This is a genomic window from Myceligenerans cantabricum (genome assembly GCF_054777735.1).
Genome location: NZ_BAAHAJ010000008.1, coordinates 321,692 through 347,853, shown reverse-complemented (window position 1 = coordinate 347,853; position 26,162 = coordinate 321,692). Strand labels below are relative to the sequence as shown.

General features: G+C 74.4%; 22 protein-coding genes. 5 read left to right on the top strand and 17 right to left on the bottom strand.

Translation table 11 applies throughout. From position 1 onward, the window contains the following. Positions 1–8: 8 nt before the first annotated feature. From murC to mraZ, 11 genes are all read right to left on the bottom strand, one after another. The gene (gene murC / locus ACYU96_RS08745; protein WP_460751713.1) at positions 9–1,490 is read right to left on the bottom strand and encodes a UDP-N-acetylmuramate--L-alanine ligase; all 1,482 of its coding nucleotides are present in this window, start codon (positions 1,488–1,490) and stop codon (positions 9–11) included. Next, positions 1,487–2,617: an undecaprenyldiphospho-muramoylpentapeptide beta-N-acetylglucosaminyltransferase gene (murG, locus tag ACYU96_RS08740; RefSeq protein ID WP_460751710.1), complete on the bottom strand. Its 1,131-nt coding sequence runs from the start codon at positions 2,615–2,617 to the stop codon at positions 1,487–1,489. Before murG ends, murC begins: the two co-directional genes overlap by 4 nt. Before the next feature lie 15 nt (positions 2,618–2,632). Then, entirely contained in the window at positions 2,633–3,865 is a 1,233-nt protein-coding gene (ftsW, locus tag ACYU96_RS08735; protein WP_460751707.1) for a putative lipid II flippase FtsW, read from the bottom strand. Between the two features lie 23 nt (positions 3,866–3,888). Further along, positions 3,889–5,514, bottom strand: a complete 1,626-nt coding sequence (gene murD / locus ACYU96_RS08730; protein WP_460751704.1) for a UDP-N-acetylmuramoyl-L-alanine--D-glutamate ligase — start codon at positions 5,512–5,514, stop codon at positions 3,889–3,891. Next, complete coding sequence (gene mraY, locus ACYU96_RS08725) at positions 5,511–6,593, bottom strand: phospho-N-acetylmuramoyl-pentapeptide-transferase (RefSeq protein WP_460751701.1); 1,083 nt, start codon at positions 6,591–6,593, stop codon at positions 5,511–5,513. The genes murD and mraY overlap by 4 nt, the downstream gene beginning before the upstream one ends. Beyond that, positions 6,590–8,041, bottom strand: a complete 1,452-nt coding sequence (locus tag ACYU96_RS08720; RefSeq protein WP_460751698.1) for a UDP-N-acetylmuramoyl-tripeptide--D-alanyl-D-alanine ligase — start codon at positions 8,039–8,041, stop codon at positions 6,590–6,592. The genes mraY and ACYU96_RS08720 overlap by 4 nt, the downstream gene beginning before the upstream one ends. 101 nt (positions 8,042–8,142) lie before the next feature. Beyond that, positions 8,143–9,723 carry a UDP-N-acetylmuramoyl-L-alanyl-D-glutamate--2,6-diaminopimelate ligase gene (locus ACYU96_RS08715; protein WP_460751695.1) on the bottom strand — a complete coding sequence of 527 codons (1,581 nt, stop codon included), beginning with the start codon at positions 9,721–9,723 and terminating at the stop codon, positions 8,143–8,145. Positions 9,724–9,799: 76 nt separating this feature from the next. Then, complete coding sequence (locus tag ACYU96_RS08710) at positions 9,800–12,130, bottom strand: peptidoglycan D,D-transpeptidase FtsI family protein (RefSeq protein WP_460751692.1); 2,331 nt, start codon at positions 12,128–12,130, stop codon at positions 9,800–9,802. After that, positions 12,127–12,567: a hypothetical protein gene (locus ACYU96_RS08705; RefSeq protein ID WP_460751690.1), complete on the bottom strand. Its 441-nt coding sequence runs from the start codon at positions 12,565–12,567 to the stop codon at positions 12,127–12,129. The genes ACYU96_RS08710 and ACYU96_RS08705 overlap by 4 nt, the downstream gene beginning before the upstream one ends. Next, on the bottom strand, positions 12,564–13,628 hold the full coding sequence (gene rsmH / locus ACYU96_RS08700) for a 16S rRNA (cytosine(1402)-N(4))-methyltransferase RsmH (RefSeq protein WP_460751975.1): 1,065 nt from the start codon (positions 13,626–13,628) through the stop codon (positions 12,564–12,566). Before rsmH ends, ACYU96_RS08705 begins: the two co-directional genes overlap by 4 nt. Positions 13,629–13,822: 194 nt before the next feature. Beyond that, the gene (gene mraZ, locus ACYU96_RS08695) at positions 13,823–14,293 is read right to left on the bottom strand and encodes a division/cell wall cluster transcriptional repressor MraZ (RefSeq protein WP_460751687.1); all 471 of its coding nucleotides are present in this window, start codon (positions 14,291–14,293) and stop codon (positions 13,823–13,825) included. 278 nt (positions 14,294–14,571) lie between these two features. On the opposite strand from mraZ, the gene ACYU96_RS08690 reads away from it, so the two are divergent. From ACYU96_RS08690 to ACYU96_RS08675, 4 genes are all read left to right on the top strand, one after another. Then, positions 14,572–15,771 (top strand): MFS transporter, encoded by a 1,200-nt coding sequence (locus ACYU96_RS08690; protein ID WP_460751684.1) that lies wholly within the window; start codon positions 14,572–14,574, stop codon positions 15,769–15,771. Positions 15,772–16,035: 264 nt separating this feature from the next. Next, positions 16,036–17,016 (top strand): AAA family ATPase, encoded by a 981-nt coding sequence (locus ACYU96_RS08685; protein WP_460751973.1) that lies wholly within the window; start codon positions 16,036–16,038, stop codon positions 17,014–17,016. 1 nt (position 17,017) lies between these two features. Then, positions 17,018–18,337 carry a DUF58 domain-containing protein gene (locus tag ACYU96_RS08680; RefSeq protein WP_460751681.1) on the top strand — a complete coding sequence of 440 codons (1,320 nt, stop codon included), beginning with the start codon at positions 17,018–17,020 and terminating at the stop codon, positions 18,335–18,337. Beyond that, positions 18,334–20,715: a transglutaminase family protein gene (locus ACYU96_RS08675; protein WP_460751678.1), complete on the top strand. Its 2,382-nt coding sequence runs from the start codon at positions 18,334–18,336 to the stop codon at positions 20,713–20,715. The genes ACYU96_RS08680 and ACYU96_RS08675 overlap by 4 nt, the downstream gene beginning before the upstream one ends. Positions 20,716–20,766: 51 nt before the next feature. Here the strand turns inward: ACYU96_RS08675 and ACYU96_RS08670 are convergent, their stop codons facing one another. The 3 genes from ACYU96_RS08670 to ACYU96_RS08660 all read right to left on the bottom strand — a co-directional run bounded on the left by ACYU96_RS08670 (position 20,767) and on the right by ACYU96_RS08660 (position 23,046). Next, positions 20,767–21,183 (bottom strand): DUF3040 domain-containing protein, encoded by a 417-nt coding sequence (locus tag ACYU96_RS08670; protein WP_460751676.1) that lies wholly within the window; start codon positions 21,181–21,183, stop codon positions 20,767–20,769. Positions 21,184–21,338: 155 nt separating this feature from the next. Further along, positions 21,339–22,553: a DNA polymerase IV gene (gene dinB / locus ACYU96_RS08665; RefSeq protein WP_460751673.1), complete on the bottom strand. Its 1,215-nt coding sequence runs from the start codon at positions 22,551–22,553 to the stop codon at positions 21,339–21,341. A 16-nt stretch (positions 22,554–22,569) separates the two neighbouring features. Beyond that, positions 22,570–23,046, bottom strand: a complete 477-nt coding sequence (locus ACYU96_RS08660; protein WP_460751670.1) for an SAV_6107 family HEPN domain-containing protein — start codon at positions 23,044–23,046, stop codon at positions 22,570–22,572. Between the two features lie 90 nt (positions 23,047–23,136). Between ACYU96_RS08660 and ACYU96_RS08655 the strand changes: the two genes are divergently transcribed. After that, positions 23,137–24,057 carry a spermidine synthase gene (locus ACYU96_RS08655; protein WP_460751667.1) on the top strand — a complete coding sequence of 307 codons (921 nt, stop codon included), beginning with the start codon at positions 23,137–23,139 and terminating at the stop codon, positions 24,055–24,057. A gap of 92 nt (positions 24,058–24,149) precedes the next feature. Here the strand turns inward: ACYU96_RS08655 and ACYU96_RS08650 are convergent, their stop codons facing one another. The 3 genes from ACYU96_RS08650 to ACYU96_RS08640 all read right to left on the bottom strand — a co-directional run bounded on the left by ACYU96_RS08650 (position 24,150) and on the right by ACYU96_RS08640 (position 26,135). Next, a complete protein-coding gene (locus tag ACYU96_RS08650) occupies positions 24,150–24,353 on the bottom strand; it encodes a cold-shock protein (RefSeq protein WP_460751664.1) in 204 nt (67 codons plus the stop codon). 200 nt (positions 24,354–24,553) lie between these two features. Further along, positions 24,554–25,570, bottom strand: a complete 1,017-nt coding sequence (locus ACYU96_RS08645; protein WP_460751661.1) for a proteasome assembly chaperone family protein — start codon at positions 25,568–25,570, stop codon at positions 24,554–24,556. Positions 25,571–25,670: 100 nt separating this feature from the next. Next, positions 25,671–26,135, bottom strand: a complete 465-nt coding sequence (locus ACYU96_RS08640) for a response regulator (protein ID WP_460751970.1) — start codon at positions 26,133–26,135, stop codon at positions 25,671–25,673. Between the last annotated feature and the right edge of the window lie 27 nt (positions 26,136–26,162).

The following is a 26,162-nucleotide window of genomic DNA, read 5'->3' as shown; positions in this document are numbered from 1 at the left end:
CGGCGGTCTCATCCGCGCCCGGTCCCGGCGGGCGCCAGCTCGCCCGCCGCCTCCCGCTCGGCGAGCCGGTCCAGGATCTCCGGCCCGAGCACCGTCACGTCGCCCGCCCCGACGGTGAGCACGAGGTCGCCCGGCCGGGCCAGGTCCGCCACCGCGCGCGCGGCGTCGTGCATGTCGTCGACGGCGTGCACCATGGCGGCGGGCATGAGCCGCGTGACGGTGCGCGGCCCGACGGACGGGTCCGGGTCCTCCCGCGCCGCGTACACCCCCGTGACGACCACCTCGTCCGCGACGGCGAGCACACGCGCGAAGTCGGCCGCGAAGTCGCGGGTGCGGGAGTACAGGTGCGGCTGGAACAGCACCAGCACGCGCCCGGGGGCGGCCACCGTGCGGGCCGCCTCCAGCAGCGCGGCCACCTTGGTGGGGTGGTGCGCGTAGTCGTCCACGACGCGCACGCCGCCGGCGTCGCCCTTCGGCTCGAACCGCCGGCCGGTACCGACGAACGCCCGGGCCGCTGCCACGGCGTCGGCGGGCGGCACGTCCAGCAGCACGGCCGCGAGCACGGCCGCCGTCGCGTTCAGCACGTTGTGCCGGCCCGGCACGGTCAGCCGCAGCGTGCGCGGCTCCGGCCCGAGCAGCTCGCCCGTCAGGGTCGCGGTCGAGCCGTCCGCCGCGGTGACCAGGTCGGTGATGCGCACACCCGCGTCGGCGGACTCGCCGTACGTGACGACCTCGCCGCCGCCGGCGGTGACCTGGCCGGCCACGGCACGGGAGCCGGCGTCGTCGGCGCACGCGACCAGCGTCCCGCCGGGCCGCAGGCGACCCGCGAACTCCACGAACGCCGCGTGGATCGCGTCCCCCGTGCCCCAGTGGTCCAGGTGGTCCGGCTCCACGTTCGTCACGATCGAGACCAGCGGCTCGTAGTTGAGGAACGAGCCGTCGGACTCGTCGGCCTCGGCCACGAGGACGTCCGAGGAGCCGAGGTGGCCGCCGGGCGTCTCACCGTCGGCCGTGCGCACCGTGCTGCCGATCGCGTAGGACGGGTCGGCCCCGGCCTCGCGCAGCACGGCGGCGAGCATGGCCGACGTCGTCGTCTTGCCCGCCGCCCCCGCCACGGCGACGCCGCGGCCTCCCGCCATCAGGGCCGCGAGCGCCTCGGACCGGTGCAGCACCGGCAGCCCGGCGGCGCGGGCGGCGGCGAGCTCGGGGTTGGTCTCGCGCACGGCGCTGGACACGACCACGGTGTCGGCCGGGCCGGCTCCGCCGGGGGTGTCGCCGTCGCCGTCCTCGCCGGTGACGTGGGTGGCGGCGTGCCCCACCCAGACCGGCACACCCGCCTCGCGCAGCCCGGCGACGGCGGCCGAGGCGGCGCCGTCGGAGCCCTGCACGGCGACGCCCCGGGCGTGCAGCAGGTGGGCGACGACCGACATGCCGGCGCCGCCGATGCCGATCATGTGCACCCTGCCGAGGTCGGCGACGGCGTGGGTCACGCGATCGCCTCCGCGATGAGGTCGACGACGCGGGAGGCGCCGTCGCGCACGCCCGCCGTGGCGGCGCCCTTGGCCATGACCTCGAGCCGCGCGGGGTCGCCGAGCAGGCCGGCGACGGTGTGGGCCACCCAGTCGGGGGTGAGGTCGGCGTCGTCGACGAGGAGGCCGCCGCCGGCCTGGACCACGGGTGCGGCGTTGAGCCGCTGCTCGCCGTTGCCGATGGGCAGCGGCACGTACACGGCGGGGATGCCGAGGGCGGCGAGCTCGCTCACGGTGCCCGCGCCGGACCGGCACACGACGACGTCGGCCACGGCGAGCGCGAGCTGCATCTCGGAGAGGTAGTCGCGCACCTGGTAGCGGGTGGCGGCCTCCGGGGGCAGTGCGGCGGCGACCTCGCGGACGGGGCCGTCCTTCTCCTTGCCGGTCAGGTGCAGCACCTGGGCGCCGGTGGCGGTGATCGCCGCCGCGGCGCCGCCGACCGCACGGTTCAGGCTGAGCGCGCCGAGCGAGCCGCCGGTCACGACGAGGGTGGGGCGGGCCGGGTCGAGGCCCAGGGCGGCAGCCGCCCGGGCGCGGGTCCCGGCGGCGTCCGTGGCGCGGTCGCCGACCAGGCGGGCGATCTCGGCACGCAGCGGCAGACCGGTCACGATCCCGTCCTTGAGCGCGGTGCCGGGGAAGGTCAGGCCGATCCGGGCGGCCCAGCGGGACCCGAGCTTGTTCGCGAGGCCCGGGCGGGCGTTCTGCTCGTGGATCACGACGGGGACGTCCTTGCGCCGGGCGGCGAGGTACGCGGGGGTGGACACGTAGCCGCCGAACCCGACGACGGCCTGCGCGTCGATCTCCTCGATGGCGGCCTCGGCGGCGCGCACGGCCTCGCGCAGCCGCCCGGGCAGCGCGAACAGGTCCGTGGACGGCTTGCGGGGCAGCGGCACGCGCGGCACGTGCCGGAGCTCGTACCCCCGCGAGGGGACCAGCTCCGCCTCCAGGCCGGTCGCCGTTCCCAGGGCGAGCACCCGGGCCTCGGGCTCCCGGCGGCGGATCTCGTCCGCAACCGCGAGCAGGGGGTTCACGTGTCCTGCGGTGCCGCCTCCGGCGAGCACCACCGACCGGACGTTTGTCTGGGTCAACTCAGTTCCACCTCGTCATCGTCTCCTTCGTGTCGCCGCGCCGAGCACGGCCAGCGACCTGCGCACGACGCTACCGCGTGCGGCGAGCGCCTCCGACGCTCCCGGCTCGGTCCGTGCGAACGAGATCACCATCCCGAGCGCCCCCATCGTCGTGACGAGCGCGGAGCCGCCGGCCGAGACCAGCGGCAGCGGCACGCCGATCACCGGCAGCAGGCCGATCACCACGCCGATGTTCACCAGCCCCTGTCCCACGATCCAGCACGCCACGGCCGCCGTGGTCACCTTGACGAACGGATCCTCGTGCCGGCGCACGATGCGGCTCATCGCGAGCCCGAGCACGGCGAAGAGGCCCAGCACGAGCAGGGTGCCGAGCAGGCCGAGCTCCTCGCCGATCACGGCGAAGATGAAGTCGTTGTGCGCCTCGGGCAGGTAGGACCACTTCTCGCGGCTCGCGCCGAGCCCGACGCCCCACAGGCCGCCCGTGCCGAGGCCGAACAGGCCGTGCAGCGACTGGTAGCACTCGCTCGTCACGTCGCAGTCGGCGCCGTAGGTGGCCAGGATGCGCTGCAGCCGGTCCTGGCTGTCCTGGAGCACCACGAACACGTAGCCGACGACGGCGGCCGCCACCGCCCCCACGCCCAGCAGCCCCGCCGGGACGCCCGCCACGAGGAACGCGCCCGCCACCAGCAGCCCGATGACGATCGCCGTGCCGAGGTCTCCCCCGCCCAGCACCAGCCCGAGCACGACGACGGCACCCGGCACGGCGGGCATGATCGCGTGCGACCAGGAGCCCAGCAGCGCGTGCTTGCGTCCCAGGACGGTACCGAGCCAGAGCGCGAGCGCGAGCTTGGCGAGCTCGGACGGCTGGAAGCTGATCGGCCCGAACACGAGCCAGTTCTGCTGCCCGTTGCGGATCTCGCCCAGGAAGATCACGAGCAGCAGCAGTGCGACCGCGACCAGCAGGGCGGGCAGGGCGAGGCGCTTGTACCAGCGCACGGGCACGCGCGTCGCGATCACCATCGCGGGCAGGCCCATGAGCGCGTACTGCGCCTGGGTGAGGAAGTCCCGGTACGGGGAGTCCCCGTCGGCGATGGAGGTGACCGCGGAGCTGGACAGCACCATCACGAGCCCGATGACGGTGAGCAGGCCGGTGGCGCCGACGAGGAGCACGTAGCTCGTCACGGCGTTGTTCCACTGGCCGAGCCACTCGCGCTCGTCGCGCGTGCGCCCGGCCGACGTCGTGGTCATGCTCGTCGCCTCCGCTCGCGCCGTCAGTGCCCGGTCCGGCGCCCGGCGTCGCCGTCGGGCACCAGCTCGCGCACCGCGGCCGCGAACGCCTCGCCGCGCTTCGCGTAGGAGGCGAACTGGTCCATCGACGCGCCGGCGGGGGCCAGCAGCACCGTGTCGCCCGTCCGGGCCAGGTCACGGGCGGCGGCGACCGCCCGCTGCATCACGGTCCCAGTGTCGCCGGGATCGACCCGGACCACGGGGACCCGCGGCGCGTGTCGCGCGAGCGCGCCGGTGATCGGCACGGCGTCGGCCCCGATGACGACGGCGGCCCGCAGGCGGTCCGCGCGGGCCTCGACGAGCTCGTCGAACTCGGCGCCCTTGGCCAGTCCCCCGGCCACCCACACGATCGTGCCGTGCGGGAAGCCGGCGAGCGACGCCGCGGCGGCGTGCGCGTTGGTGGCCTTGGAGTCGTTCACGTAGGCGACGCCGTCGATCTCGGCGACCCGCTGGATGCGGTGGGCACCCGGCGTGAACGCGCGCAGGCCGTCCCGCACGGCGGCGGCCGGCACCCCGTGGGCGCGGGCGAGCGCGGCGGCCGCGAGCGCGTTCGCCACGACGTGGGCGGGCGGCGTGCTGCCGCCGGACAGGTGCTCGAGGTCGGCCAGCGTGCCGAGCTCGGCGGCGGAGCCGTGGCGTGCCGGGTCGTGGGCGGGGAGGTGGAAGGCGCGGTCGACGAGGACGTCGTCCACGAGGCCGAGGGTGCCGGGCCCGGGGACGCCGGCGACGAACCCCACGGCGCGCGCGCCGTCGGCGACGTCGGCGGCGCGGACGAGGTCCCCGGTGCGCGCGTCGGCCGTGCTGTAGACGCAGGCGACCCGGGCGCGCTCGTAGATCCGGCCCTTGTCGGCGGCGTAGGCGTCGAGCGAGCCGTGCCAGTCGAGGTGGTCGGGCGCGACGTTGAGCACGGCGGCCGCCTCGGCCGCCATCGTGTGGGTGTGGTGCAGCTGGAAGCTCGACAGCTCCACGGCCAGCACGTCCAGCGCGGGGTCGAGGGCCGCCTCGATCAGCGGGCGGCCCACGTTCCCCACCGCGGCCGACCGCAGCCCGGCCGCCCGCAGGATCGAGTCGAGCATCTCGACCGTGGTGGTCTTGCCGTTCGTCCCGGTGACGGCGAGCCACGGCGCGGGCCCGGCACCCGGCGCCGACGCGCGGTCCACCCGCAGCCGCCACGCGAGCTCGATCTCGCTCCAGACGGGCACTCCCGCCGCGGCCGCGGCGACCAGCAAGGGCGACGACGGCGGCCACCCGGGCGAGGCCACCACCAGGTCCGCCTCGCCGACGACCTCCCCCGCCCCCCTCTCCGGCGAGCCGTCCCCCGCGCGCGACGACGCCGTCTTGCGGGGCGGCTGCGTTCCCACCTCCGATGGCGTGCTCGACGTGGCCGGGGCGGAGGAGGACGGGGGTGGGAGGTGGACGTCGGCGTCGGCGTCGTGGGCGTCGACCGTGAGGACGGTGGCCGCGCGGCCACGCAGGGCGGCCGCCACGGCACGGCCGGTGACGCCGTAGCCGGCGACGACGACGCGGGCGCGGGCGAGCGGGACCGCCGGCTCGACGACGGGAACGGCCGCCGCGCCCTCCGCCCGCCGGCCGTCGCCCGGCAGCGTCACGACACCACCCACTCGGCGTAGAAGATGCCCATGCCGAGCGCCGCGAAGAGCCCGGCGATCAGCCAGAACCGGATGACGATGGTCACCTCGCCCCACCCGGACAGCTCGAAGTGGTGGTGCAGCGGCGCCATCTTGAAGGCCCGCTTCCCGAACAGCTTGAGGGAGCCGATCTGGATCGGCACGGACGCCACGATGATGACGAACAGGCCGCCGATGATCACCGCGAGGATCTCCGTGCGGGACAGGATCGACAGGCCGGCGAACGCACCGCCGAGCGCGAGCGACCCGGTGTCGCCCATGAAGATCTTCGCGGGGTTGGCGTTCCACCACAGGAAGCCGAAGCAGGCTCCCATCACCGCGGCGGCGATGATCGCCAGGTCCTGGGGGTCCCGGACCTCGTAGCAGCTCGGCCCGGCGGCGGCGACGCGCTGGCAGGACTGGTTCAGCTGCCAGACGCCCACCAGCACGTACGCGCCGAACGTGATGAGCGAGGCGCCGGTGGCGAGCCCGTCCAGGCCGTCGGTGATGTTCACCGCGTTGGACCAGGCCGCGACCAGCAGGTTCGCCCAGATCACGAAGAGGATCAGGCCGACGGTCGCGCCGAAGAACGCCAGGTCGATGTTCGTGTCGCGCAGGAACGAGATCTTCGTGGACGCCGGCGTGCGGGAGTGCTCGTTCGGGAAGCCGAGCGCGAGCACCGCGAAGGAGATGCCGACGAACCCCTGGCCGATCAGCTTGGCACGGGCCGTCAGGCCGAGGGAGCGCTGCTTGCGGATCTTGGTGAAGTCGTCGAGGAACCCGATGAAGCCGAGGCCCAGCATGAGGTACAGGCACAGCAGCGCCGACACGCTCGGCAGCCGCTGGCTGACCAGCATCGACACCGCGAACCCGACGAGTGTGCCGACGATGATCACCACGCCGCCCATCTGGGGCGTGCCGCGCTTGGTGAAGTGGGCGGTCGGGCCGTCCTGGCGGACGAACTGGCCGTAGTTCTTGCGGATGAGGAAACGGATGAACAGCGGCGTGCCGAACAGTGACACCACCAGCGCGACGGCCGCGCCGACCAGGATCGCGATCACCGGGCGGCCTCCTGCCCGGCCGGCGTGGCGACCGTCTCGCCGGTCCCGGCGAGGTGGTCGCCCAGGCGCCACAGCCCGGATCCCAGCGACGACTTGACGAGCACCACGTCACCCGGGCGCAGCTCGCCGTCCAGGTGGTGCGCCGCCGTTTCGATGTCCGGCACGAACACCGTCTCCTCCCCCCAGGAACCCTCCTGGGTTGCTCCCTCATGAATGTGGTACGCGCCCTCGCCCACCACGACGAGCTTCTTGATGTTGAGCCGGACGGCCAGCAGGCCGACGTCGTGGTGCGCGACGCGCGCGTCGTCGCCCAGCTCGAGCATCTCGCCGAGCACGGCGACGGACCGCCGCTCGCGCCCGGCCATGATCGCCAGCGCCTTCAGCCCGGCCCGCATCGAGTCCGGGTTGGCGTTGTAGGCGTCGTCGATCACGGTGACGCCGTCGGGCCGCTCCGTGACGGCCATGCGGTGAGGGCTCGCCGGTCCGGCCGCGGCCAGCCGCTCGGCGATCGTCGCCGGAGCCAGGCCCAGGCGCAGCGCCACGGTCGTGGCGGCCAGCGCGTTGGACACGTGGTGCTCGCCGACCAGGGCGAGCCCGACGGGGGTCTCGGCGCCGTCGGCGCGTAGCGTGAACGACGCGCGGCCGTCCCGGCCGGTCGTGACGTCCCGCGCGCGGACGTCGGCGGACGGGATCGTGCCGAAGGTGACGACGCCGGTCCCGGCGGCGCGGTCGACGCGGTCGGCCATCGCCGCGACACGCATGTCGTCGGCGTTCAGGACGACGGTCCCGCCCGGGACCACGCCCTCGGCCATCTCGCCCTTCGTCCGCGCGATCGCCTCGACGCCGCCGAACTTCCCGACGTGCGCGACACCCACCGCGAGCACGACGCCGACGTCCGGCGGCGCGACCGACGTGAGGTACTCGATGTTGCGCGGCGCGTCGGCGCCCATCTCCAGCACGAGGAACCGCGTGGCGGGCGTGACCTCCAGCACCGTCATCGGCAGCCCGACCTCGTTGTTCAGCGACCCGGCCGGCACGATCGTCGCGCCCTCGGGCCGCAGCAGCGCGCCGAGCAGGTCCTTCGTGGTGGTCTTGCCGACCGACCCGGTCACCGCCACCACCCGCAGGTCCGGGTTCGCCGCGCGGACCTCGGCCAGCACGTGGCGGGCGAGCGCGCCGAGCGCGCGCTGCGGGTCCTCGGCCACCACGACGGGCACACCGGCGCCGGGCAGCTCGCGGGCGGCGAGCACCACGGCGGCGCCCTGCTCCACGGCGGAGGGCACGAAGACGTGCCCGTCCGCGGACTCGCCCTCCCAGGCGACGAAGAGCGAACCCGGCTCCGCCTTCCGCGAGTCGGTGACCACCGGTCCGGTGACGGTGACGTCCGGGTCCCCGTGCAGCGTCCCCCCGGTGGCTGCGGCGACCTGCGCCGCAGTCAGCTCGATCATGCTCCGCTCTTCCTCTCGTGCGTCGGCCGCGCGGGCCGGGCTGTCGTCTGGTGCTCCCGCCGGGCGGGCCCGGCGGTCCTCTGGTGCTCCGACCGCACGGGTCAGCCCGCCCTCTCCGGCTGCGGGCGTGCCGCGAGCGCCGCGCGCGCCTCCTCGCGGTCGTCGAGGTGGTGGTCGACCCCCGCGATCTCCTGGATCGTCTCGTGGCCGCGTCCGGCGACCAGGACGGTGTCGTCGGGGCCGGCGGCGGCGACGGCACGGGCGATCGCCTCGGCGCGGTCGGCGACCTCGCTCAGGCCGACGTCGCGGCCGAGGTCCGCCAGCGCGGCGCGGGCACCGTCGAGCACGGCGGCGCGCACTGCGGCGCGGTCCTCGCCGTGCGGGTCGTCGTCGGTCACGACGACGTCGTCGGCTCCGCGGACCGCGGCCGCGCCCATGAGGGGACGCTTGCCGGGGTCGCGGTCGCCGGTGGCGCCGAACACGACCGACAGCCGGCCGGTCGTGGTGGGGCGCAGCGCCGAGAGTGCGAGCTCGAGCGCCTCGGTGTTGTGCGCGAAGTCGACGACGACGCGCGGCGCGGTGCCCAGCACCTCCATGCGGCCGGGCACCGTCGCGGAGAGTCCGTCGCCGGACCGCAGGGCCCGCTCGACGGCGTCGAGCGGCGCGCCCGACTCCAGCACCATGACGACGGCCAGCGCCGCGTTCGCGACGTTGTAGCCGCCGGGCAGCGCGGTGCGGGTGCGCAGGGTGCGCCCGTCGCGGTGGGCCAGGGTGAAGGCGGAGCCGGTGCCGTCGGGCAGGATGTCGGAGACGGTCCAGTCGGCGCCGGGGTCCAGGGGACGCACGCCGGTGCCGGTGGACAGGGTCGCGACGGGCACCTCGGCACGGCGGGCCAGCGCGGCGCCGTGCTCGTCGTCGACCACGACGACGCCGCGGCGCGAGCGGGCGGGGGTGAACAGCTCGGCCTTGGTGGCGAAGTAGGTTTCCAGGTCGCCGTGGAAGTCGAGGTGGTCCTGCGTGAGGTTGGTGAACCCGGCGACGTCGTAGACGACACCGTCCACCCGGTGCTGCGCGATGGCGTGGGAGGAGACCTCCATGGCGAGCGCGTCCACGCCGTCGGACACCATCGCGGCGAGCACGGCCTGCAGGTCGGCGGCCTCCGGGGTGGTCAGGACGCTCGGCAGCACGCGGTCGCCGGACCGGGTCTCGACCGTGCCGACGAGGCCGGCCGTGTGCCCGAGGCCGCGCAGCAGGTGGTCGAGCTGGTAGGTGGTGGTCGTCTTGCCGTTGGTGCCGGTCAGGCCGAACGTGGCGAGGCTCTCGGCGGGTGCGCCGTAGACGTGGGCGGCCGCGTGCCCGGCGGCGGAGCGCGGGTCGGGCACGACGACGACCGGCGCGGGGCCGGCGCCGGGTTCCGTCGCGAGGATCGCGGCACCCGCGGCGTCGGTCAGGACGGCCGCGGCGCCGCGCGCGACGGCGTCGGCGGCGAACCTGGCGCCGTGCACGCGTGCGCCGGGCAGGGCCACGAAGAGATCGCCGGGCCGGACTGCGCGGTTGTCGGAGACGACGCCCGTGACCTCGGCATCCGTGTCCGGGGCAGGTGCTCCGAGGGCCGCGGCCACGTCGCTCGCCGAACGGGGTGTCACCTCGGCGGGGAGGATCCGGGCTTGCGGGGATGTCACGGGGTAGAACCTACCGTCTGCGGGCCGTCCTGCCGTACGCAGCCGCTGGACGGGCCGGGTTCCGGCATGCCTGCGCTCACCACGTCGTCTTCAGCGGCCGGTACTTCTCGTCGCTCGGCGGCACGTCCATCTTCTGCAGGGTGAACCCCATGATGTCACTGAACACCGGGGCGGCGACGTCGCCGCCGTAGATGCTGGTCCGCGGGGAGCGGACGAACACCCCGACCGTGTAGCGCGGGTCGTCGGCCGGGGCGACGCCCACGAAGCTCGCCATGTAGGTCTGGCTTCCGTCCTCGAGCCACATCTGGGCAGTGCCGGTCTTGCCCGCCACGCGGTAACCGGGCACGTTGGCGTTGGCCGCGGTGCCGTCGTCGTCGGTGACGGCCTCCATCATGTGCAGGAGCGTGTCGGAGGTGTCGGTGGAGACGACCCGCTCGCCGTCGGGGCGGGTGGGCACGGTCTCCTCGTCGTCGGCGTCCGTCGTGCCGGCCAGCAGGCTGGGCCGCATGCGGATGCCACCGTTCGCGACGGTGGAGAACACGTTGGTGGCCTGCATGGCGCTGACGGCGACGCCCTGCCCGAACAGGACCGTGTCGCGGGTCCGCAGGTCCCACTGCGTGACGTCGTCGGGCGGCATGAGGCCGGCCGACTCGCCGGGCAGGCCGAGACCGGTCGGCTCGCCGAACCCGAACTTCTCCAGGTACTCCTGCCGCGTCCCGACGGGGATCTTCTCGCCGGCCATGACGGTGCCCACGTTCGACGACTCCGCCAGCACGCCGGCCAGCGTGAGCCGCTCGACGGCGTGCTCGTGCGAGTCCGTGAACGTCTGGCCCGACGGCGCCGTCCACCGGTAGGGCACCGTGAACCGCGATCCGGGCTCCCAGGCGCCGGTCTCCAGCGCTGCGGCCATCGTGATCACCTTGCCGGTGGAGCCCGGCTCGAAGACGGCGGTCACGGCCTTGGACGGCTCGGCGACGGCGGCCGTGGTCCGGTCGTTCGGGTCGGGCGAGCCGGAGTCGGCGAGGCCGACCACCTCCCCGGTCCGCACGTCCTGCACGACAGCGATCCCGTACGCGGCGCCCGTGTCGCGGACTGCCTCGTCGACGGCGTCCTGCGCCTTCCACTGGACGTCGTGCACCAGCGTCAGCCGCACGTCGTCGCCCGGGACGGCCGGGGTGTACTCCTGACCGGCGGTCGGGATCCGCAGTCCGTCCAGAGAGCGCTCGTAGGTCTGCGAGCCGGCGGTGCCCGCCAGCACGTCGTCGTACGCCGCCTCGATACCGGCCTGGCCGGTCTGCTCCCCGTCGACGAAGCCGAGCAGCCCGGCGCCGACCGTGCCCGCGGGGTAGGAACGCTTGCTGACCAGGTCCGTGCGGATGTAGGCGCGCAGCCCGAGCTCCGCGATCGCGCGCTGCGCGCGCGGCACGACGTCCTTGGCGAGCACCACGTACCGCGAGTCGCCCAGCAGCCGGGCGGCGAGCTCGGCGTCCGGGATGCTCAGGACCGGCCCCAGGAGCTGGGCGACACCCAGCGCGCCGTCCTGGACGGCCTTGCCGCGGGAGTCGACGCGGCCGTGCCCGCGGAAGTCCTGGATCGCGAGCGGGTCCGCGACGACGGTGTACCGGTCCACGGAGGTGGCCAGCACGACGCCGTCGGCGTCGGTGATGTCGCCGCGGTGCGCGGGAGTGACGGCGGTGGCGAGGCGGGACGCCTGCGCGTCCGCCGCGAGCGCCGGCCCCTGGATCACCTGCACCTGCACCAGCCGCGCCACGAAGACCAGCACGATCAGCGCCGTGAGGCCGATCAGCCACCGCTGCCGCGCCTCGGGGCGGCCGGGGGCCGGGCGCTGCGGGGTGAAGCGGCGGCCCTCGACGGGCGCGGGACGGCGGGCGCCCGCCCGGCCGCGGGACTCGCTCGCCGTGCCGGGCGGGGTCTGCTGGGCGAGCCACGACGTGGTGGTGGACCGCGCGGACGCGGCCTTCACGCGAGGCGCGGTGCGGGCCTGAGCCGGCTTGCGCGGGGCCGGCTTGCGCGGAGCCGACTTGCGGGATGCCGGCTTGGCGGGGGCAGGCTTGCCCGGCGCGGACTTCCGCGTGGCAGGCTTGCCCACCGCCTTGCCCGCCGCCCTCCGCGTCGTGGAGCTGCTGCCCGCGGCCTGCTTCGCGCCCGGCGGCCTGCGGGCGGACGCGGGCTTGCCGGTGCGCTGCGGGGACCGGCCCGTCCCTGTCGGGGACGCCGGGTTCCTCGCAGCCGACTTCTTCGCAGCCGGCTTCTTCGAGGCCGCCGTCCCTCTCGGGGACGCCTGCTTCGAGCCGCCCGCCCCCTTCGCGGGCGCGGGCTTCTTCGACGACGCCGTCCGGCGCGGTGCCACCGCGCGCTCCGGCGCCGGCTCGCGCCGCGCCGTCATTCGCCCTTCCCCTTCACCACCTTGCCGGACTCGACCGAGAGCATGGTCGGGTTCTCGGCGGGCACCATCCCGTAGGAACGGGCGGTGCCGGCGAGATCCGTCTCGGCCTGGGCGATGTCTTCCTCGAGTCCCTGCACGTCCTGCGCGGTGCGGCCGACGTCGCTCTGCAGGCGCGCCATCTCGTACGAGCCCCGCGCGAGCGTCGTGTTCAGCACGAGCGCGGTGACGAGCGCGCCCACCAGGATCGTCGCGCACAGCACGAGGAACGGGATCTTCGACCGGGCGTGCAGGGGCGCCCGGACGGCGTCGAACCGCCGGCCGGTCCGTCCGCCCCCGCCGGGGATCGCGGTCAGCGACGGCCGGCGGTTCGGCGGACGCGACGGCGAACGGGTGGGTGCGGTAGTGGTCCGCGCGGCTGCGGAGCGTGCGGCGCTCATCGGCGGTCCTCCTTGCGTGCCTGGTGCTTTCGGGGGGTCCCGTGGTCTGCTCGGGCGCGCCGGTCGGGTGCGGCGCGCAGGTGGTCCGGGGTGGGGCGCAGCCTGCGGGCGGCGCGCAGACGGACCGACGCGGAGCGCGGGTTGCGCAGCTGCTCCGGCTCGTCGGCGGTCTCCGCGCCCCGCGTCAGCGCCTCCAGGAAGGGCTTGTGCGTCTCGGGTTCGACAGGCAGCCCGTGAGGTGCCGACGACGTCGTCCCGCGGGCGATCGCCCGCTTGACGATGCGGTCCTCCAGCGAGTGGTACGACTCCACGACGATCCGCCCGTCGACGGCCAGGGCCTCGATCGCGGCCGGGACGGCCCGCTCGAGCACCTCGATCTCGCCGTTCACCTCGATGCGCAGCGCCTGGAACGTGCGCTTGCCGGGGTGCCCGCCGGTCTTGCGGGTCGCGGCCGGGATCGTGGCACGCAGCAGGTCGACCAGGTCGCCGGAACGTTCCCACGGCTCGGACTCGCGACGCCGGACGATCGCGCGGGCGATCTTCGGCGCGAACCGCTCCTCGCCGTACACCCGCAGGATGCGGGCGAGCTCGCGCTCGTCGTACGTGTTGAGGATGTCGGCGGCCGTGCTCCCCCGGGTGGGGTCCATGCGCATGTCGAGCGGGGCGTCCTGGGCGTAGGCGAACCCGCGGTCCGTCTCGTCGAGCTGCAGCGAGCTGACACCGAGGTCCATGAGCACGCCCTGGGCCGCGCCGTCGGCGTGCTCGGCGACGACGTCACCGATCTCGTCGTAGACGGCGTGCACCGGCAGGAACCGGTCGCCGAACCGGGCCAGGCGCTCCGACGCGAGCCGGAGGGCCTCCGGGTCGCGGTCGATGCCGATCACCCGGGCGGTGGGCACCTGCTCCAGGACGCCCTCGGTGTGACCCCCCATACCGAGCGTGCAGTCGACCAGGACCGCGCCCGGCTCCGCGAGGGCCGGGGCGAGCAGGTCGACGCAGCGCTGCAGGAGGACGGGCAGGTGCCTGTCCGCGGCTCCCGCGCGTTCTTCCGTCGCGTTCATCATCTCCCGTCCTCCTTTCGGTTTCATGCCGTTCTCGTTGCTTGTCAGATTCTTTTGTTTTGCCCGGGTGCCGGCAGCCACGCCCGGAGAGCGGAGCCGCCCGGTCAGGTCTCCCTCCGCGTTTCTGGCGCCGGGGAAGTGCGCCAGATACCGCGGGAGGAGGCCTCACCGGACGGCCGGCAGGCCTGTCGGCATCAGATCCCGAGGTCCGAGATCGCCTCGGCGATCTCGGCGTAACCCGCCTCCTTCTCCTCCGAGTAGGCGGACCAGGCGTCCGCGTCCCAGACCTCGACGCGGGTGCCGACCCCGATCACGACGACGTCGCGACCCAGGCCCGCGTACTCGCGCAGCGTCGCCGGGATGGAGACCCTGCCCTGCTTGTCCGGCACCTCGTCCGAGGCGCTCGACAGGAACATCCGCAGGTAGTCGCGCGCCTGCTGGCTCGTTACCGGCGCGGAACGGACCTGCTCGTAGATCCGGCTGAACTCGTCCATCGGGAGCAGGAAGAGGCACCTGTCCTGACCGCGGGTCATGACCAGACCCCCGGCAAGACGACCCCGGAACTTTGCGGGAAGGATGAGCCGGCCCTTCTCGTCGAGCTTCGGGGTGAATGTTCCGAGCAGGAGGCCGAGGCCGGTGAACGTGCTGTCCGACGACGTGTCCACGGCTCACACCTCCCCTCGTGCTCCCGTGGCCTCCACGCTACTCCACTTTGCTCCACATAGCCTGAGATTAGATCGGGGCAAGTTGTGCGGGTAATGTCAATGCGCAGGTCAAGAACATAAAGAAGCGGTGGGGAAAAGTGGAGCACCCCGCGTGTCAGGGTCTGGTCTCGGCGAAGCCGCGGTTCCCCCTCACCAGTTCTTCACCCTTCAGCGCGCCTGAAGCCTGCTGAAGCGGTACTCGCTTGTCCTCCGCGGCGCCCCGGCCGCAGACTCGCCACATGACCGGCGTGACGGACCACCCGCACCACGGCGGGCCTCCCGGCGCCGACGCGCGGAGGTCCCGCAGGTTCGCCGTGCTGCTCGTGGTGACGTTCCTCGCGCTGACCAACTACGCGGCGCTCCTGTCCGTCGTCCCTCTGTGGGCCGCCGAGGGCGGCGCGGGCAGCGCCGCGATGGGCAGCACCACGGGCGTCATGATGGCAGGGACCGTCACCGCCCAGCTCGCGATGCCGTGGCTCTTCCGCCTGCTCGACCTGCGCACCATGGTGGTCGTGGGCGCCGCGCTCCTCGGCGCGCCGACACCCCTCTACCTGCTCTCGTCCGAGCTCCTGCCCGTCCTGGCCCTGTCCGGGGTGCGCGGTGCCGGGTTCGCGCTCGTCGTCGTCGCCGGCGGCACGCTGATCGCCGAGCTCTCGACGACGCTGCGCTTCGCCCGGCACGCCGCTCTCTACGGGACGTCCGCGGCGCTGCCCAACGTCGTCGCGCTGCCCGGCGGTGTCTGGATCGCACAGGCCTGGGGCTTCGAGGTCACCTTCTGGTGCGCGGGCATCTTCTCGCTGGCCGGCTCGCTGATCGCCCTCGGCCTGCCCGGCCGGAGCCACGGCAGCTTCACGCTCGGGTCGCTGGCCGGGACCCGTCGCATCGTCCGCCCGATCGGGACCTTCCTGCTCTCCGCCGCGGCGTTCGGGGCCGCGACGACGTTCCTCCCGGTGTCGGGGCCCGGCGCGGCCGACGTCGCCCTCGCGCTGCTGACCGCCTCGGTCGCGCTGGTGGCCGCTCGCCTGGGCGCTGGAGCCGTGGGCGACCGGATCGGCCACGGGCGGCTCCTCCTGCCCGCGGGCCTCACTTGTGCGGCCGGCGTCGCGGTCGTCGCCGCCTCCCTCGAGGGCGGTCCGGGGTTCCTCCTCGGCGCGCTCCTGCTCGGCGCCGGGTTCGGCGCGACGCAGAACGACTCCTTCGTCACCGTCATGCGCGCCCTCGGCCCCGGCCACCACGGCGCGGCCAGCACGATCTGGAACATCGCCTACGACGGCGGGCTCGGCGCGGGCGCCTTCGCGCTCGGGCTGGTGATCGCCGCGACCGGGTACGCGGGGGCGTTCCTGGCGATGGCGGGCGCGATCGTCGTCGTCGTGATCGCGCTGACCTGGTTCCGGCCGCCGGATACGTCTCGCCCGTCGGGGCACGGCCCTACACCGTGAGCGCGTCGCGCCAGCAGGCGAGGACGTGCACGATGCCCCCCGCCCGCCTCCATTAGGCTGATCGGACACAGCGGACGTCCGGCGCGGCGTCCCGCCACGTGACGTTTCCCCGGAAGCCAGGCCGACGGAGGTCCCCCAGTGCAGCAAGATCCCCACGCCGCTCCCGGCCTGCTCCCGGCCCACCACGCGAACGGGGCCGTGGGCAGCGGGACCGACCGTCGCCCCGCGGGTGCCGTCGCTCCACCACCCGCCTCGGAGAACGGCGTGGCGTCCGGCGACCCGGCCCTGCTGTCCGAGCTCGTGGACGCGACGAGCCGCGTGCGCGCCGCCATCGAGTCCGTGGTCACGGGACGGCCCGGGCTCGCCGACATCACCGTCGCGGTCCTCCTCGCCGAGGGCCACCTGCTCGTCGAGGACGTGCCCGGCGTCGGCAAGACGACGCTCGCGAAGGCCCTCGCGCGCAGCATCGACTGCCAGGCGGGCCGCATCCAGTTCACCCCGGACCTGCTGCCCAGCGACCTGACGGGCGTGAACATCTTCCGCAGCGACAGCCACGAGTTCGAGTTCCGCCCCGGCCCGGTGTTCAACAACATCGTCATCGGCGACGAGATCAACCGTGCCTCCCCCAAGACGCAGTCCGCCCTGCTCGAGTGCATGGAGGAGGGGCAGACCACCGTCGACGGCACCACGCACCCGCTCCCCCGCCCGTTCCTCGTGGTCGCCACACAGAACCCGGTCGAGATGGAAGGCACGTACCCGCTGCCCGAGGCGCAGCGGGACCGGTTCATGGCCCGCATCACCGTGGGCTACCCGGACGCGGACGCGGAGCTGCTCATGCTAGAGCGGCAGGAGGCGACCACGCCGCTGAGCCACCTGATGCCGGTCACCGACGGCGCGGCCATGCTGCGGTACGCGGCCGTCGTGCGCGGCGTGTACGCGGCGGCCCCGGTCAAGCGGTACGTGCTCGCGCTCGTGGGCTCCACCCGCGAGCACCCTGGCCTGCGGCTCGGCGCCTCGCCGCGCGCCTCGCTGCAGCTGCTCAAGGCGGCCAAGGCGATGGCAGCGATGTCAGGCCGCCACCATGTGCTGCCCGACGACGTGCAGCGGCTCGCCCGCTCGGTGATCTCGCACCGTCTCATCCAGACGACGGAGTCCCGGCTGGGCGGTGTGACGCCGGAGCAGATCGTCGACGAGATCGTCCGCCGGTCGCCCGTGCCCGCGCTCGACCCCGCCGACCGTCGCTGACATGCGCCTGATCGCCGCCCTCCGACGTCTCGGCCGCGTACGGCTGACCGGCCGGGGCATCGGGGCCTGCCTGATCGGTGCGGTGCTGGTCGCCGCCGGCCTCGGGCTGTCCCTGCCCGACCTGGTCGCGGCCGGCGCGGCGGCGCTGCTCGCCGTCGCGCTCGCGTGGCTGGTCACCGGCCTGCAGCGGCTCGACGAGGGCCGCGGCGCGCTGCTGGTGCACCGGCAGACGACACCGAGCCCCGTCGTGCGGGACGCGCGCACCGACGTGCGCCTCGCCGTCTCGGCCGCGGCTCCGACCGGTGCCGCCTACGAGCGCCTGGCCCGCCTGCGGCTGTCCGAGCAGGCGGCGCACGAGCTCGCCGGGCACGAGGGGATCCGCGCCCGCGTGCACGCCCGGCCGGACCGGATCGACGTCGCGTACTCCCTGACGCCGTCGCACCGCGGGCGCTGGCCCCTCGGCCCGCTGCTGACGTCGCGCACCGACGTGTTCGGCCTGGTCCAGGCCACCCAGCCGCTCGGTGGCACCACGGCGGTCCCCGTCTGGCCGCGCACGGTCGAGCTCGCCGTGCGCATGCGGACGCTCGGCGACGTCGACCGCGCCTCCGCGGGCGGGCGGCTGCAGTCGTCCGACGACGCCGTGCTGCGCGAGTACGTCCCCGGGGACGACCCCCGCCGGGTGCACTGGGCGAGCGCCGCCCGCCGGGGCCAGCTCCTGGTGCGCACCGACGAGAGTGCGGGCGTGCGGCCGGTGAGCGTCCTGCTGGACCGCGCGCTGCTGCCGCACCAGCAGGAGAACGCCACCGTGGCGTTCAGCCGGCCCGGCGCGGTCGCCGACGGCGAGTGGGCGGTGGACCTGGCCGCGTCCCTCGCGACGTCGTTCCTCGACGCCGGCCATCCCGCCCGCGTCCTCGCGACCAGCGCCGCCCCGGCCGTCGAGGGCAACCGGTTCGTCCCGACGCGCGCGGCCCGCCACGTGCTGCTCGACGCCTGCGTCGACCTGCACGGGCACCGGGGACCGACCGAGGCGGCGCACGCCACCGGGACCACCGCCCGCGCGCTGCGGCTCGCGCGCCGCCCGAGCGAGATCCTGATCGCGGTCCTGGGCCCACAGGCCCCGGACGCCCGGCGCGAGCTCGCCACCCTCGGCGCGGACGGTTCCTGCTGGGCGCTGCTGGTCAAGCCCCGCGGCAACGGGTCCGGGCACGACACCGCCGACACCGCCGCGGAGCTCACGGCCGCGGGCTGGCGCGTCGTGGAGTGCGAGGTCCGCACCGAGATCGAGCGCGCGTGGGCGCTCCTGAGCGAGGACGCCGCATGATCCCGGCACATCACGGGGCACTCACCCGGACGGTCGTGAGCGGCGTGCTGGTCGCCGTCGCGACGATCGCGTCGATGTTCGCGCTCGGGGAGGTCATCGAGCTGGGCGCCTGGAGCCGGGCGGGCATGCTCGGCGTGGTCCTGGTCGCCGCGTGCACGAGCCTGTCCCGCTGGGCGCTGCTCAACCGGGCGATGAACCGCGCGCTCCCGCAGCGGGACGACGGCGGCCCCGACCGCGGGCCTGCGCGGGGCCCTGCCGGCGACCACGCGGCGGAGCGCGCCGCCGGGACGGCGTCCTTCCTGGCCACCGTCGTGGGTCTGGCCGTGGCCGTCTGGTACCTGCTGGCGCGGTACGGCACGCCCTCCGGCGAGCTCACCCTGTTCGTCGGGCCCGACGAGTGGCGCTGGGTCCTCGACCAGTTCGGGGTCGCCGCCGAGATCATGACCACGGAGCGGGCGCCCGTCGCGGACACCCTGCCCATCGGGATGGTCGCCGTCGCCGGCACGCTTCTGATGTTTCTCGTCGCCGACTCGCTCGCGGGCGCGCGGATGCCCGCCCTCGCCGGGCTGCCGCTGCTCGTGCTGTGGACGCCGTCGCTGTCGATCATGGGGCGGATCCCGGCCGGGACGTTCGTCGTGGCCGTGACGGCCGCGCTGCTGCTGCTCACGCTCGACCAGTCCGCCTCGGGGTTCACGCGGGGTGGCGGTCGCGAGAGCGCACCCGTGGCCCGGGCGCGCCGGTCCCGGGCATGGATCACGGCGGTGTCGTCCGTCGTCGTGGCCGTGCTGGCGCTCGGTACGGGCGCCGGCGTCGCGACGATCCCCGGCGTGGCCGGCGGGTTCTCGCAGATCCTGCGCACGCAGGGGCAGTCGCTGGAGCTGTCCGACGAGTTCGACATGCGCGCCGGGCTCGGCGCGCGGTCCTCGGAAGAGGTCCTCACCTACGAGATCAGCGACGACGGGCGCCGCAGCCCGCTGCGGGAGCGCGCGTTCACCGCCTGGGACGGCCGCCGGGTCAGCTGGGACCCGCGCGACGGCAGGCTGGTCGACATCGGCCCGGAGACCCGCCTCATGTCCGCGGCGCAGGACGTCACGGGCGGTCCCGCGCGGCTCGACGTGACGATCAGCAGCAGCCGGGACGGCCTGCTGCCGGTCCCCCTCGGCCCTCGCCGCGTCGTCATGCCCCCGGGCGCCGAGCGGTCGTGGCGCTGGGACCCGGTCCTGGACGAGGTCCGCAGCGACGGGCGGCTCACGGAGGGCACCTCGTACACGGTCGAGATGCTCGGCCGCAGCCTGTCCCCCGAGGCGCTGCGGGCCGCACCCGACGGGCTGCCCACGGACGGGGAGTACACGTCCCTGGAACCGACGCAGCACCTCGACCGGACCGCGGAACAGGCGCTGGAGGTCACCGAGGGCGCCGGCACACGCTACGACCAGGCGCTGGCGCTGCAGAACTGGCTGCACCACGACGGCGGCTTCACCTACACCCCCGACACCGCACCGGCCCGGACGAACGACGCCACCTGGGACTTCATCACCGACCGGCAGGGCTACTGCGTCCAGTTCTCGACGGCGTTCTTCGTCATGGCGCGCTCGCTGGGCATCCCGACCCGGATCGGCGTCGGCTACCTCCCCGGGACGGACGACGACGGCGACGGCGTCTGGTCCGTCACCGGACAGGACTCGCACTCCTGGCCCGAGGTGTGGTTCGCGGGCCACGGGTGGGTCCGCTTCGAGCCCACACCGCAGGTACAGACCGGCCCGCTGCCCGACTACGCGGACCCGGTCGTCGCGTCGGACCCGGCCGCGAGCGAGGTGCCGGAGGATCCGCGGCCCACCACGAACCCGCAGACGGACCCGGACCAGGAGGAGTCGGCGCAGGCCGAGCCCACCGAGGCGGCCGGGGTCGCGGGCCGGAGCGCCGGCGGCGAGTCGGTGTCCTGGTGGGTGTGGGTGGGCTCCGGGCTGCTGGCGGCGGCCGTCTGCGTGGGCGGCATGTGGCTGCTGTTCCGGCGCCGGAAGGACGCTCCCGCCCTCGACCCGGAGCGGGCGTGGGAGCGCGTGGTGGCGCACCTCGCCGAGCGCGACGTCGTGCTCGCGCCGTCGACGACGCTCCGGCAGGCACCCGAGGCGATCGCCGAGCAGGTCCGCGCCCGCACCGGCAGCCCGCTGCCCGACGAGACGGCGGAGGGGATCGTCACCCTGGCGCGTGCCGCGGAGGACGAGCGCTACGCCCGGGAGTACGTGTCGCCGTCCTCCGTGCGGCTCGACGAGCTCACCGAGCAGGTGACGGCGGGGATCACGGAGACGCTGGGCGTCCCGGCGGACAACCCGGCGGCCCGGGCGGGCAAGGTCCTCACCCAGGCGCTCCGCCGGTAGGCACAGCGAAGGCCGTCCGGGAGTACCCGGACGGCCTTCAGGTCGATGGGTTCAGCGCCCCTGGTCGCGGCGCTTGTCCCAGCGTTCCTCGAGCCTCGTCAGGAAGCCCGACCAACCGCCCGGCTCCGACTTGCCCCTGGCCTTTGCCTGCCCCGGCCTCGTCGGTGTGACGTTGCCCTCGGCGTCGACGACCCCGGCTGGCCCTGACTTCCGCCGTGGCGCCGCCACAGCGAACACTACGCCCGCGAACATCAGGACGAACCCGACCACGCCGATCCATGTGTTGGACGACGCGACGCCGACCACGAGCAGTAGCAGGCCGACGACGACGCCGAGGCCGGCAAGCACGTATCTCAGGACCGACCTGCGTCCGGACGACTGCAAGGTGTTCGCGAGACGCGGGTCGTCGGAGGTGAGGGCGCGCTCCATCTGCTCCAGCACTCGCTGCTCGTACTCGGAAAGCGGCATCGAGACCCCCAGTCTCGCAAAGTTACGGTGACGCCTTCAGGATAAGCCGGTCGCGCCGTGTGCGGTAGTCGACATCCCGGACGAAGCGGTAATAAGAGGTGCCGCAGGTGAGGAGCAGCACCTCCCGGACGACTTCCCAGCGGTCCCACGACCCCCTAGGCACCCAGGTCGATGGCGGTACGGCCGAACTTCTGGCGCACGGCGTCCAGCGCGACCTCGGCCTCCCGCTGGGCGCCGGACCGCGGATCGGACGCCTCCTCCAAGGTGGGCTGAGCGGCCAGCCCGTCCCGTTCCAGCACCCGTTCGCCCCGCACCCCGACGAGCCGCACCGGCAGTCCGCGCCGGTCCACGGACGCGACCAGCTCGCGTGCCACGAGAAAGATCTCCCGTGCCACGTCCGTCGGAGCGTCCAGCGTCCGCGACCGCGTAACTGTGACGAAGTCGCTCGTCCTGACCTTGACCGACAGCGTGCGGGCCACGACCCCCTGGCGCCGCATCCGCGCCGCGACCCGGTCGGCCAGCTCGCGGACGCGCTTGGCCACCACGACGTCGTCGGCCACGTCGACGCCGAACGTCGTCTCGGCTCCCACGCTGTGCTCCTCGCGCCCGGGCACCACCGGCCGGAGGTCGCGCCCCCAGGCCAGGTCCCGCAGGTGCGCCCCGCTCACCCGCCCCACGGCGGACTGCAGGCTGGGCAGGTCCGTGTGCGCCAGCTCGGCGACCGTCGTGATCCCCCATGCCGCCAGCGCCTTCTCGGTCTTCTCCCCCACACCCCACAGCGCCCCGACCGGCAGGCAGTGCAGGAACCGGACCGTGGCCGCATCAGGGATCAGCAGCATGCCGTCGGGCTTGGCGTGCGTCGAGGCGAGCTTCGCCACGAACTTGTTCCGCGCCACCCCCACCGACGCCGTCACCCCGTACGCCTCCAGGATCCGCTCCCGGACGCCCGCCCCGATCGCGGTGGGCTCGCCGAGCCGCCGCCGAGCGCCGGCGACGTCCAGGAACGCCTCGTCGACGCTGACCTTCTCGACCAGCGGCGTGACCTCCCCGAGGATTTCCATGACCCCGCGCGACACCTCGGAGTACAGGCCGTGGTCCGGCGCGATCACCGTCGCCTGCGGGCACAGCAGGCGCGCCTGGTGCATCGACATCGCCGACTTCACCCCGAAGGCGCGCGCCTCGTAGGTGGCCGCCGAGACGACCCCGCGCTCCTGGCCGCCCACGATCACCGGCCTGCCGCGCAGCTCGGGATGCCGCGCGATCTCGCACGAGGCGAAGAACGCGTCCATGTCGACGTGCAGGATGGTGCAGCCCGACTCGTCCGTGCCCCAGTCCCGCTGCGCCGCGGCGGACCTCGGTGCGCGGCTCACGGCCGCGAGCCCCCGGTCATGACGCCTCCGGCACAAGCTGCAGGTGCGGGCGGTGCGCGAACGCCGCATCGGGGTCCGCCAACATCGCCACCTCGTCGCGGAAGTCCTCCGCGCACGCGACGAGCTCGTCGGCGCGGGCACCGCCCACCTCGCCGGCGCGGCCGGCGTCCACGGCCGCCCGCAGCGGCGCGCCCGACGCGAAGTACCCGGACCACGGCGCCAGGTCGGGCTCCACCCGCGAGAGCATCTCCCAGACCGTCCGGGCACCCGACCGCGCGGGAGGACGCCCGCGCAGCGCCAGCACGGCCGCCGCCGCGCGGATCGCGGCGAGGTGGGCGTGCCGGAACCGGTCGTCCGCATCAGGGGCGGCGTGCGCCTGCGCCAGCTCCGCGTCGGCCCTGCGCAGCAGCGCACGGACCCCGGGAGGCACAGGCCTCGGCACCAGTGTGCGTGCGGCGACGACATCCGATCCGCCGTCCTGGGTCATCCGCATGTTGCCCTCCGATCCGGTTCCTCACCGTCAGTGTCGAACATTTGTTCGAACCTGTCAATCCGGCACTCGCCGGCGCGAGAGACTGGCCCCATGGCCCGACGCAAGACCCGCACCGCCCGACGTGCCCCATCAAACACCGGGACACCGACATTCCCCGCCGGGCCGGTCCCGATCAGCACCGGGACCGCCGAGGTGGTCCGCGACCCGGACCATCCCGACCGGGTGACGCTGCACGTCAACGGTGTGCCCAGCTCGAGCCTCGACCTGGGCGACCCGGGTTTCCTCGACTTCGAGTACATGCAGCAGATGGCCGCCGTCCTCGCGCTCCTGCCCCCCGGGCCGCTGCGAGTGCTCCATCTCGGCGCCGCCGGCAGCGCTTTGGCGCGCCACGTCGAGCACGAGCGACCCGGCTCCCGCCAGCTCGGCGTGGACCTCGACCCCCGGCTGCTCGAGCTCGCCCGCGAGTGGTTCGCCCTGCCCCGCGCGCCCCGCCTGCGCCTGCGGGCCGACGACGCCGGGCGCGCCCTGGCGGGCCTGCACCCGGAGTCGTTCGACGTCGTCGTCCGGGACGTGTTCGCCGGGGACGTCACGCCCGGGCACCTGGCCGGGACGGCGTTCACGCACGCCGCCCGGCGCGTGCTGCGGCCCGGCGGTGTCCTGCTCCTCAACTGCGCCGACCGGCCGCCGCTGACCCTGGCGCGCCGGGAGGTGGCGGCCCTGGCCGAGGTCTTCGGCCCCTCGGCGGCCGGCTCCGGACGGCTCGCGGCGATCGCCGAGCCCGCGATCCTCAAGGGCCGCCGCTACGGGAACGTCGTCCTCGCGGCGGTCGACGCCCCGCGCCCCGGCACGGCTCCCGACGACGACCCGGGGCCCGACCTGCGGGACGTGGCGCTCGGACGGGCGCTGCGCGCGCTGGCCGTCCCCGTCACGCTCCTCGCGGGCGCGGACGCGACACGGTTCGCCGGCACCGCGGCTCCCCTCACGACGGCGGCGGCCCCGGCCGAGCCCTGACGGCCGGCCCGGCCGCCGCGTCCGACACGACAAGGGCCGCGCCCCGAACGGGATGCGGCCCTCATCAAGGATCTCGGATCAGATCCCGTCCGTCAGATCGCGACGACCTGCTCCGCCTGCGGTCCCTTGGGACCCTGCGTGATCTCGAACTCGACCCGCTGGGCCTCCTCGAGCGAACGGTATCCCTGAGACTGAATCGCGGAGTAGTGCACGAAGACGTCGGCGCCGCCGTCGTCCTGGGCGATGAACCCGTACCCCTTCTCCGCGTTGAACCACTTCACAGAACCCTGCGCCATGCGTACTTCGACCTTCCGTCGCTTCGCGCGGACCGATTGTCCGCACCGTGCCGCAATGCGTCTCCCGCGCGCACGCCACCCAGGACGTGGCTCGGCAGCTCGCGGTGCAACTGCGCCAGTGTGGCATGGACCACCCCCGGACGCTACGGATAACGGATATTCCGCCCTGGCCTGTACGGCGGCGAGCAGGCCGGCCCGGCCTACTCGCCCTGCTGCTCCTGCTGGGACAGGAAGCGCTCGAACTCCGCGCCGAGCTCGTCGGCGGTCGGCAGCTGCACGGACTCGGCGAGCAGGCTCTGCCGGCCGACCGACCGGGCGAAGGCGTCGTACTGCTCCTCGAGCGCGCTGACCACGGCCGCGATCTCGCCGGACTCGGACACCTGCTGCTCCACCTCGATGCGGGCGTCGACCGCCGCGGCATCGAGCTCGCCGATCCGCAGCGCCAGCCCGGTGGTGCGCTCGATGTGCTGCAGCGCGACGACGGCCGCCGGCGCGTACTGCGACTGCGCCAGGTAGTGCGGCACGTGCATCGTGAAGCCGAGCGCGTCGTGGCCCGCCTCGCCGAGCCGGAGCTCCAGCAGCGACGCCAGCGACCCGGGCACCTTCACCGAACCGAACCACGAGGTGTAGTCCTCGATGAGGCCCGACCGCGTGGCGTGCGCGGTCAGGGACATGGGCCGGGTGTGCGGCACGCCCATCGGGATCCCGTGCACCCCCACGGAGAGGCTCACGCCGAACCGGCGCACGAGCTGCTCCACGGCGCCGACGACGCGCTCCCACTGCAGGTCCGGCTCTGAGCCGTGCAGCAGCAGGAAGCCGGTGCCCTCGGTGTCCGTGACATGGTCGATCACCAGCTCGGGCGCGTCGTACGCGGCCCAGCGGTCGGTGTCGAACGTCATGGTGGCGCGCTTGCTGCGGTAGTCGAGCAGCTGGTCGACGTCGAACGTCACCAGGCGCTCCGTGCGCAGCTCGCCGACAAGGTGCTCGACGGCGATCTCGCCCGCCGCTCCCGCGTCCACGAACCCACGCATCGAGTGCAGCAGGACCGGCCCGTCGCCGCGGCGCGCGACGGCGCGGCGCCCCACGACCTCCTGGCCCGGCCCGGCCTCCGGCTCCTCGTCGGCACCGAGCAGGTGCTCGTCGTCCAGGGCGGACGCGCCCAGAGTCCGCGCGACGGCGTCCTCGTCGATCTCGTAGATTTCCTGCGGGTCCAGCACGGTTCTTTCCTCGTCTCCTTCTCGACGATCCCCTTGCGCAGTGGTGACAACAACACGACGGGGCAGGAAACTTCCCGCGACCCGTTCCGGACCTCACGGCCTAGTGCCCGGGGCGCAGCACCGTCGTGACGAAGAACTCGTCGATCTGCCGCACTACCGCCTGGAACTTGTCGAAGTCCACGGGCTTGGTCACGTACGCGTTCGCGTGCAGCGAATACGAGCCGACGACGTCCTCCTGCGCGTCCGACGTGGTGAGCACCACGATCGGGATGTGCCGCAGCATCGGGTCGTTCTTCACGACCGCGAGGACCTCCATGCCGTCCATCCGGGGCAGGTTCAGGTCGAGCAGGATCAGGCCCGGGTCCGGTGCGTCGGCCCATCCCCCCGTCTTGCGCAGGAACTCGAGGGCGGCCACGCCGTCGCCCACCACCGAGACGTTCACCGGCGTCGAGTGCTCCGCGAAGGCCTCCTGGGTCATCAGGACGTCGCCCGCGTCGTCCTCGACCAGGAGGATCTCGATCGGCCTACGGTCTTCCACCTGGGCGTCCTCCCCGAACGGCAGCATTCGCGTCGTCACCGCCCTGCGGCCCGT

Bases quoted from the DNA above. Each gene is read 5' to 3' on its own strand.
- ACYU96_RS08655 (WP_460751667.1), top strand. From the start codon at position 23,137: ATGGCCCGACGCAAGACCCGCACCGCCCGACGTGCCCCATCAAACACC.
- ACYU96_RS08650 (WP_460751664.1), bottom strand. From the start codon at position 24,353: ATGGCGCAGGGTTCTGTGAAGTGGTTCAACGCGGAGAAGGGGTACGGG.
- rsmH (WP_460751975.1), bottom strand. From the start codon at position 13,628: ATGAACGCGACGGAAGAACGCGCGGGAGCCGCGGACAGGCACCTGCCC.
- ftsW (WP_460751707.1), bottom strand. From the start codon at position 3,865: ATGACCACGACGTCGGCCGGGCGCACGCGCGACGAGCGCGAGTGGCTC.
- ACYU96_RS08675 (WP_460751678.1), top strand. From the start codon at position 18,334: ATGATCCCGGCACATCACGGGGCACTCACCCGGACGGTCGTGAGCGGC.
- ACYU96_RS08670 (WP_460751676.1), bottom strand. From the start codon at position 21,183: ATGCCGCTTTCCGAGTACGAGCAGCGAGTGCTGGAGCAGATGGAGCGC.
- ACYU96_RS08720 (WP_460751698.1), bottom strand. From the start codon at position 8,041: ATGATCGAGCTGACTGCGGCGCAGGTCGCCGCAGCCACCGGGGGGACG.
- ACYU96_RS08680 (WP_460751681.1), top strand. From the start codon at position 17,018: ATGCGCCTGATCGCCGCCCTCCGACGTCTCGGCCGCGTACGGCTGACC.
- ACYU96_RS08640 (WP_460751970.1), bottom strand. From the start codon at position 26,135: ATGCTGCCGTTCGGGGAGGACGCCCAGGTGGAAGACCGTAGGCCGATC.
- ACYU96_RS08705 (WP_460751690.1), bottom strand. From the start codon at position 12,567: ATGAGCGCCGCACGCTCCGCAGCCGCGCGGACCACTACCGCACCCACC.
- ACYU96_RS08660 (WP_460751670.1), bottom strand. From the start codon at position 23,046: ATGCGGATGACCCAGGACGGCGGATCGGATGTCGTCGCCGCACGCACA.
- ACYU96_RS08710 (WP_460751692.1), bottom strand. From the start codon at position 12,130: ATGACGGCGCGGCGCGAGCCGGCGCCGGAGCGCGCGGTGGCACCGCGC.
- ACYU96_RS08690 (WP_460751684.1), top strand. From the start codon at position 14,572: ATGACCGGCGTGACGGACCACCCGCACCACGGCGGGCCTCCCGGCGCC.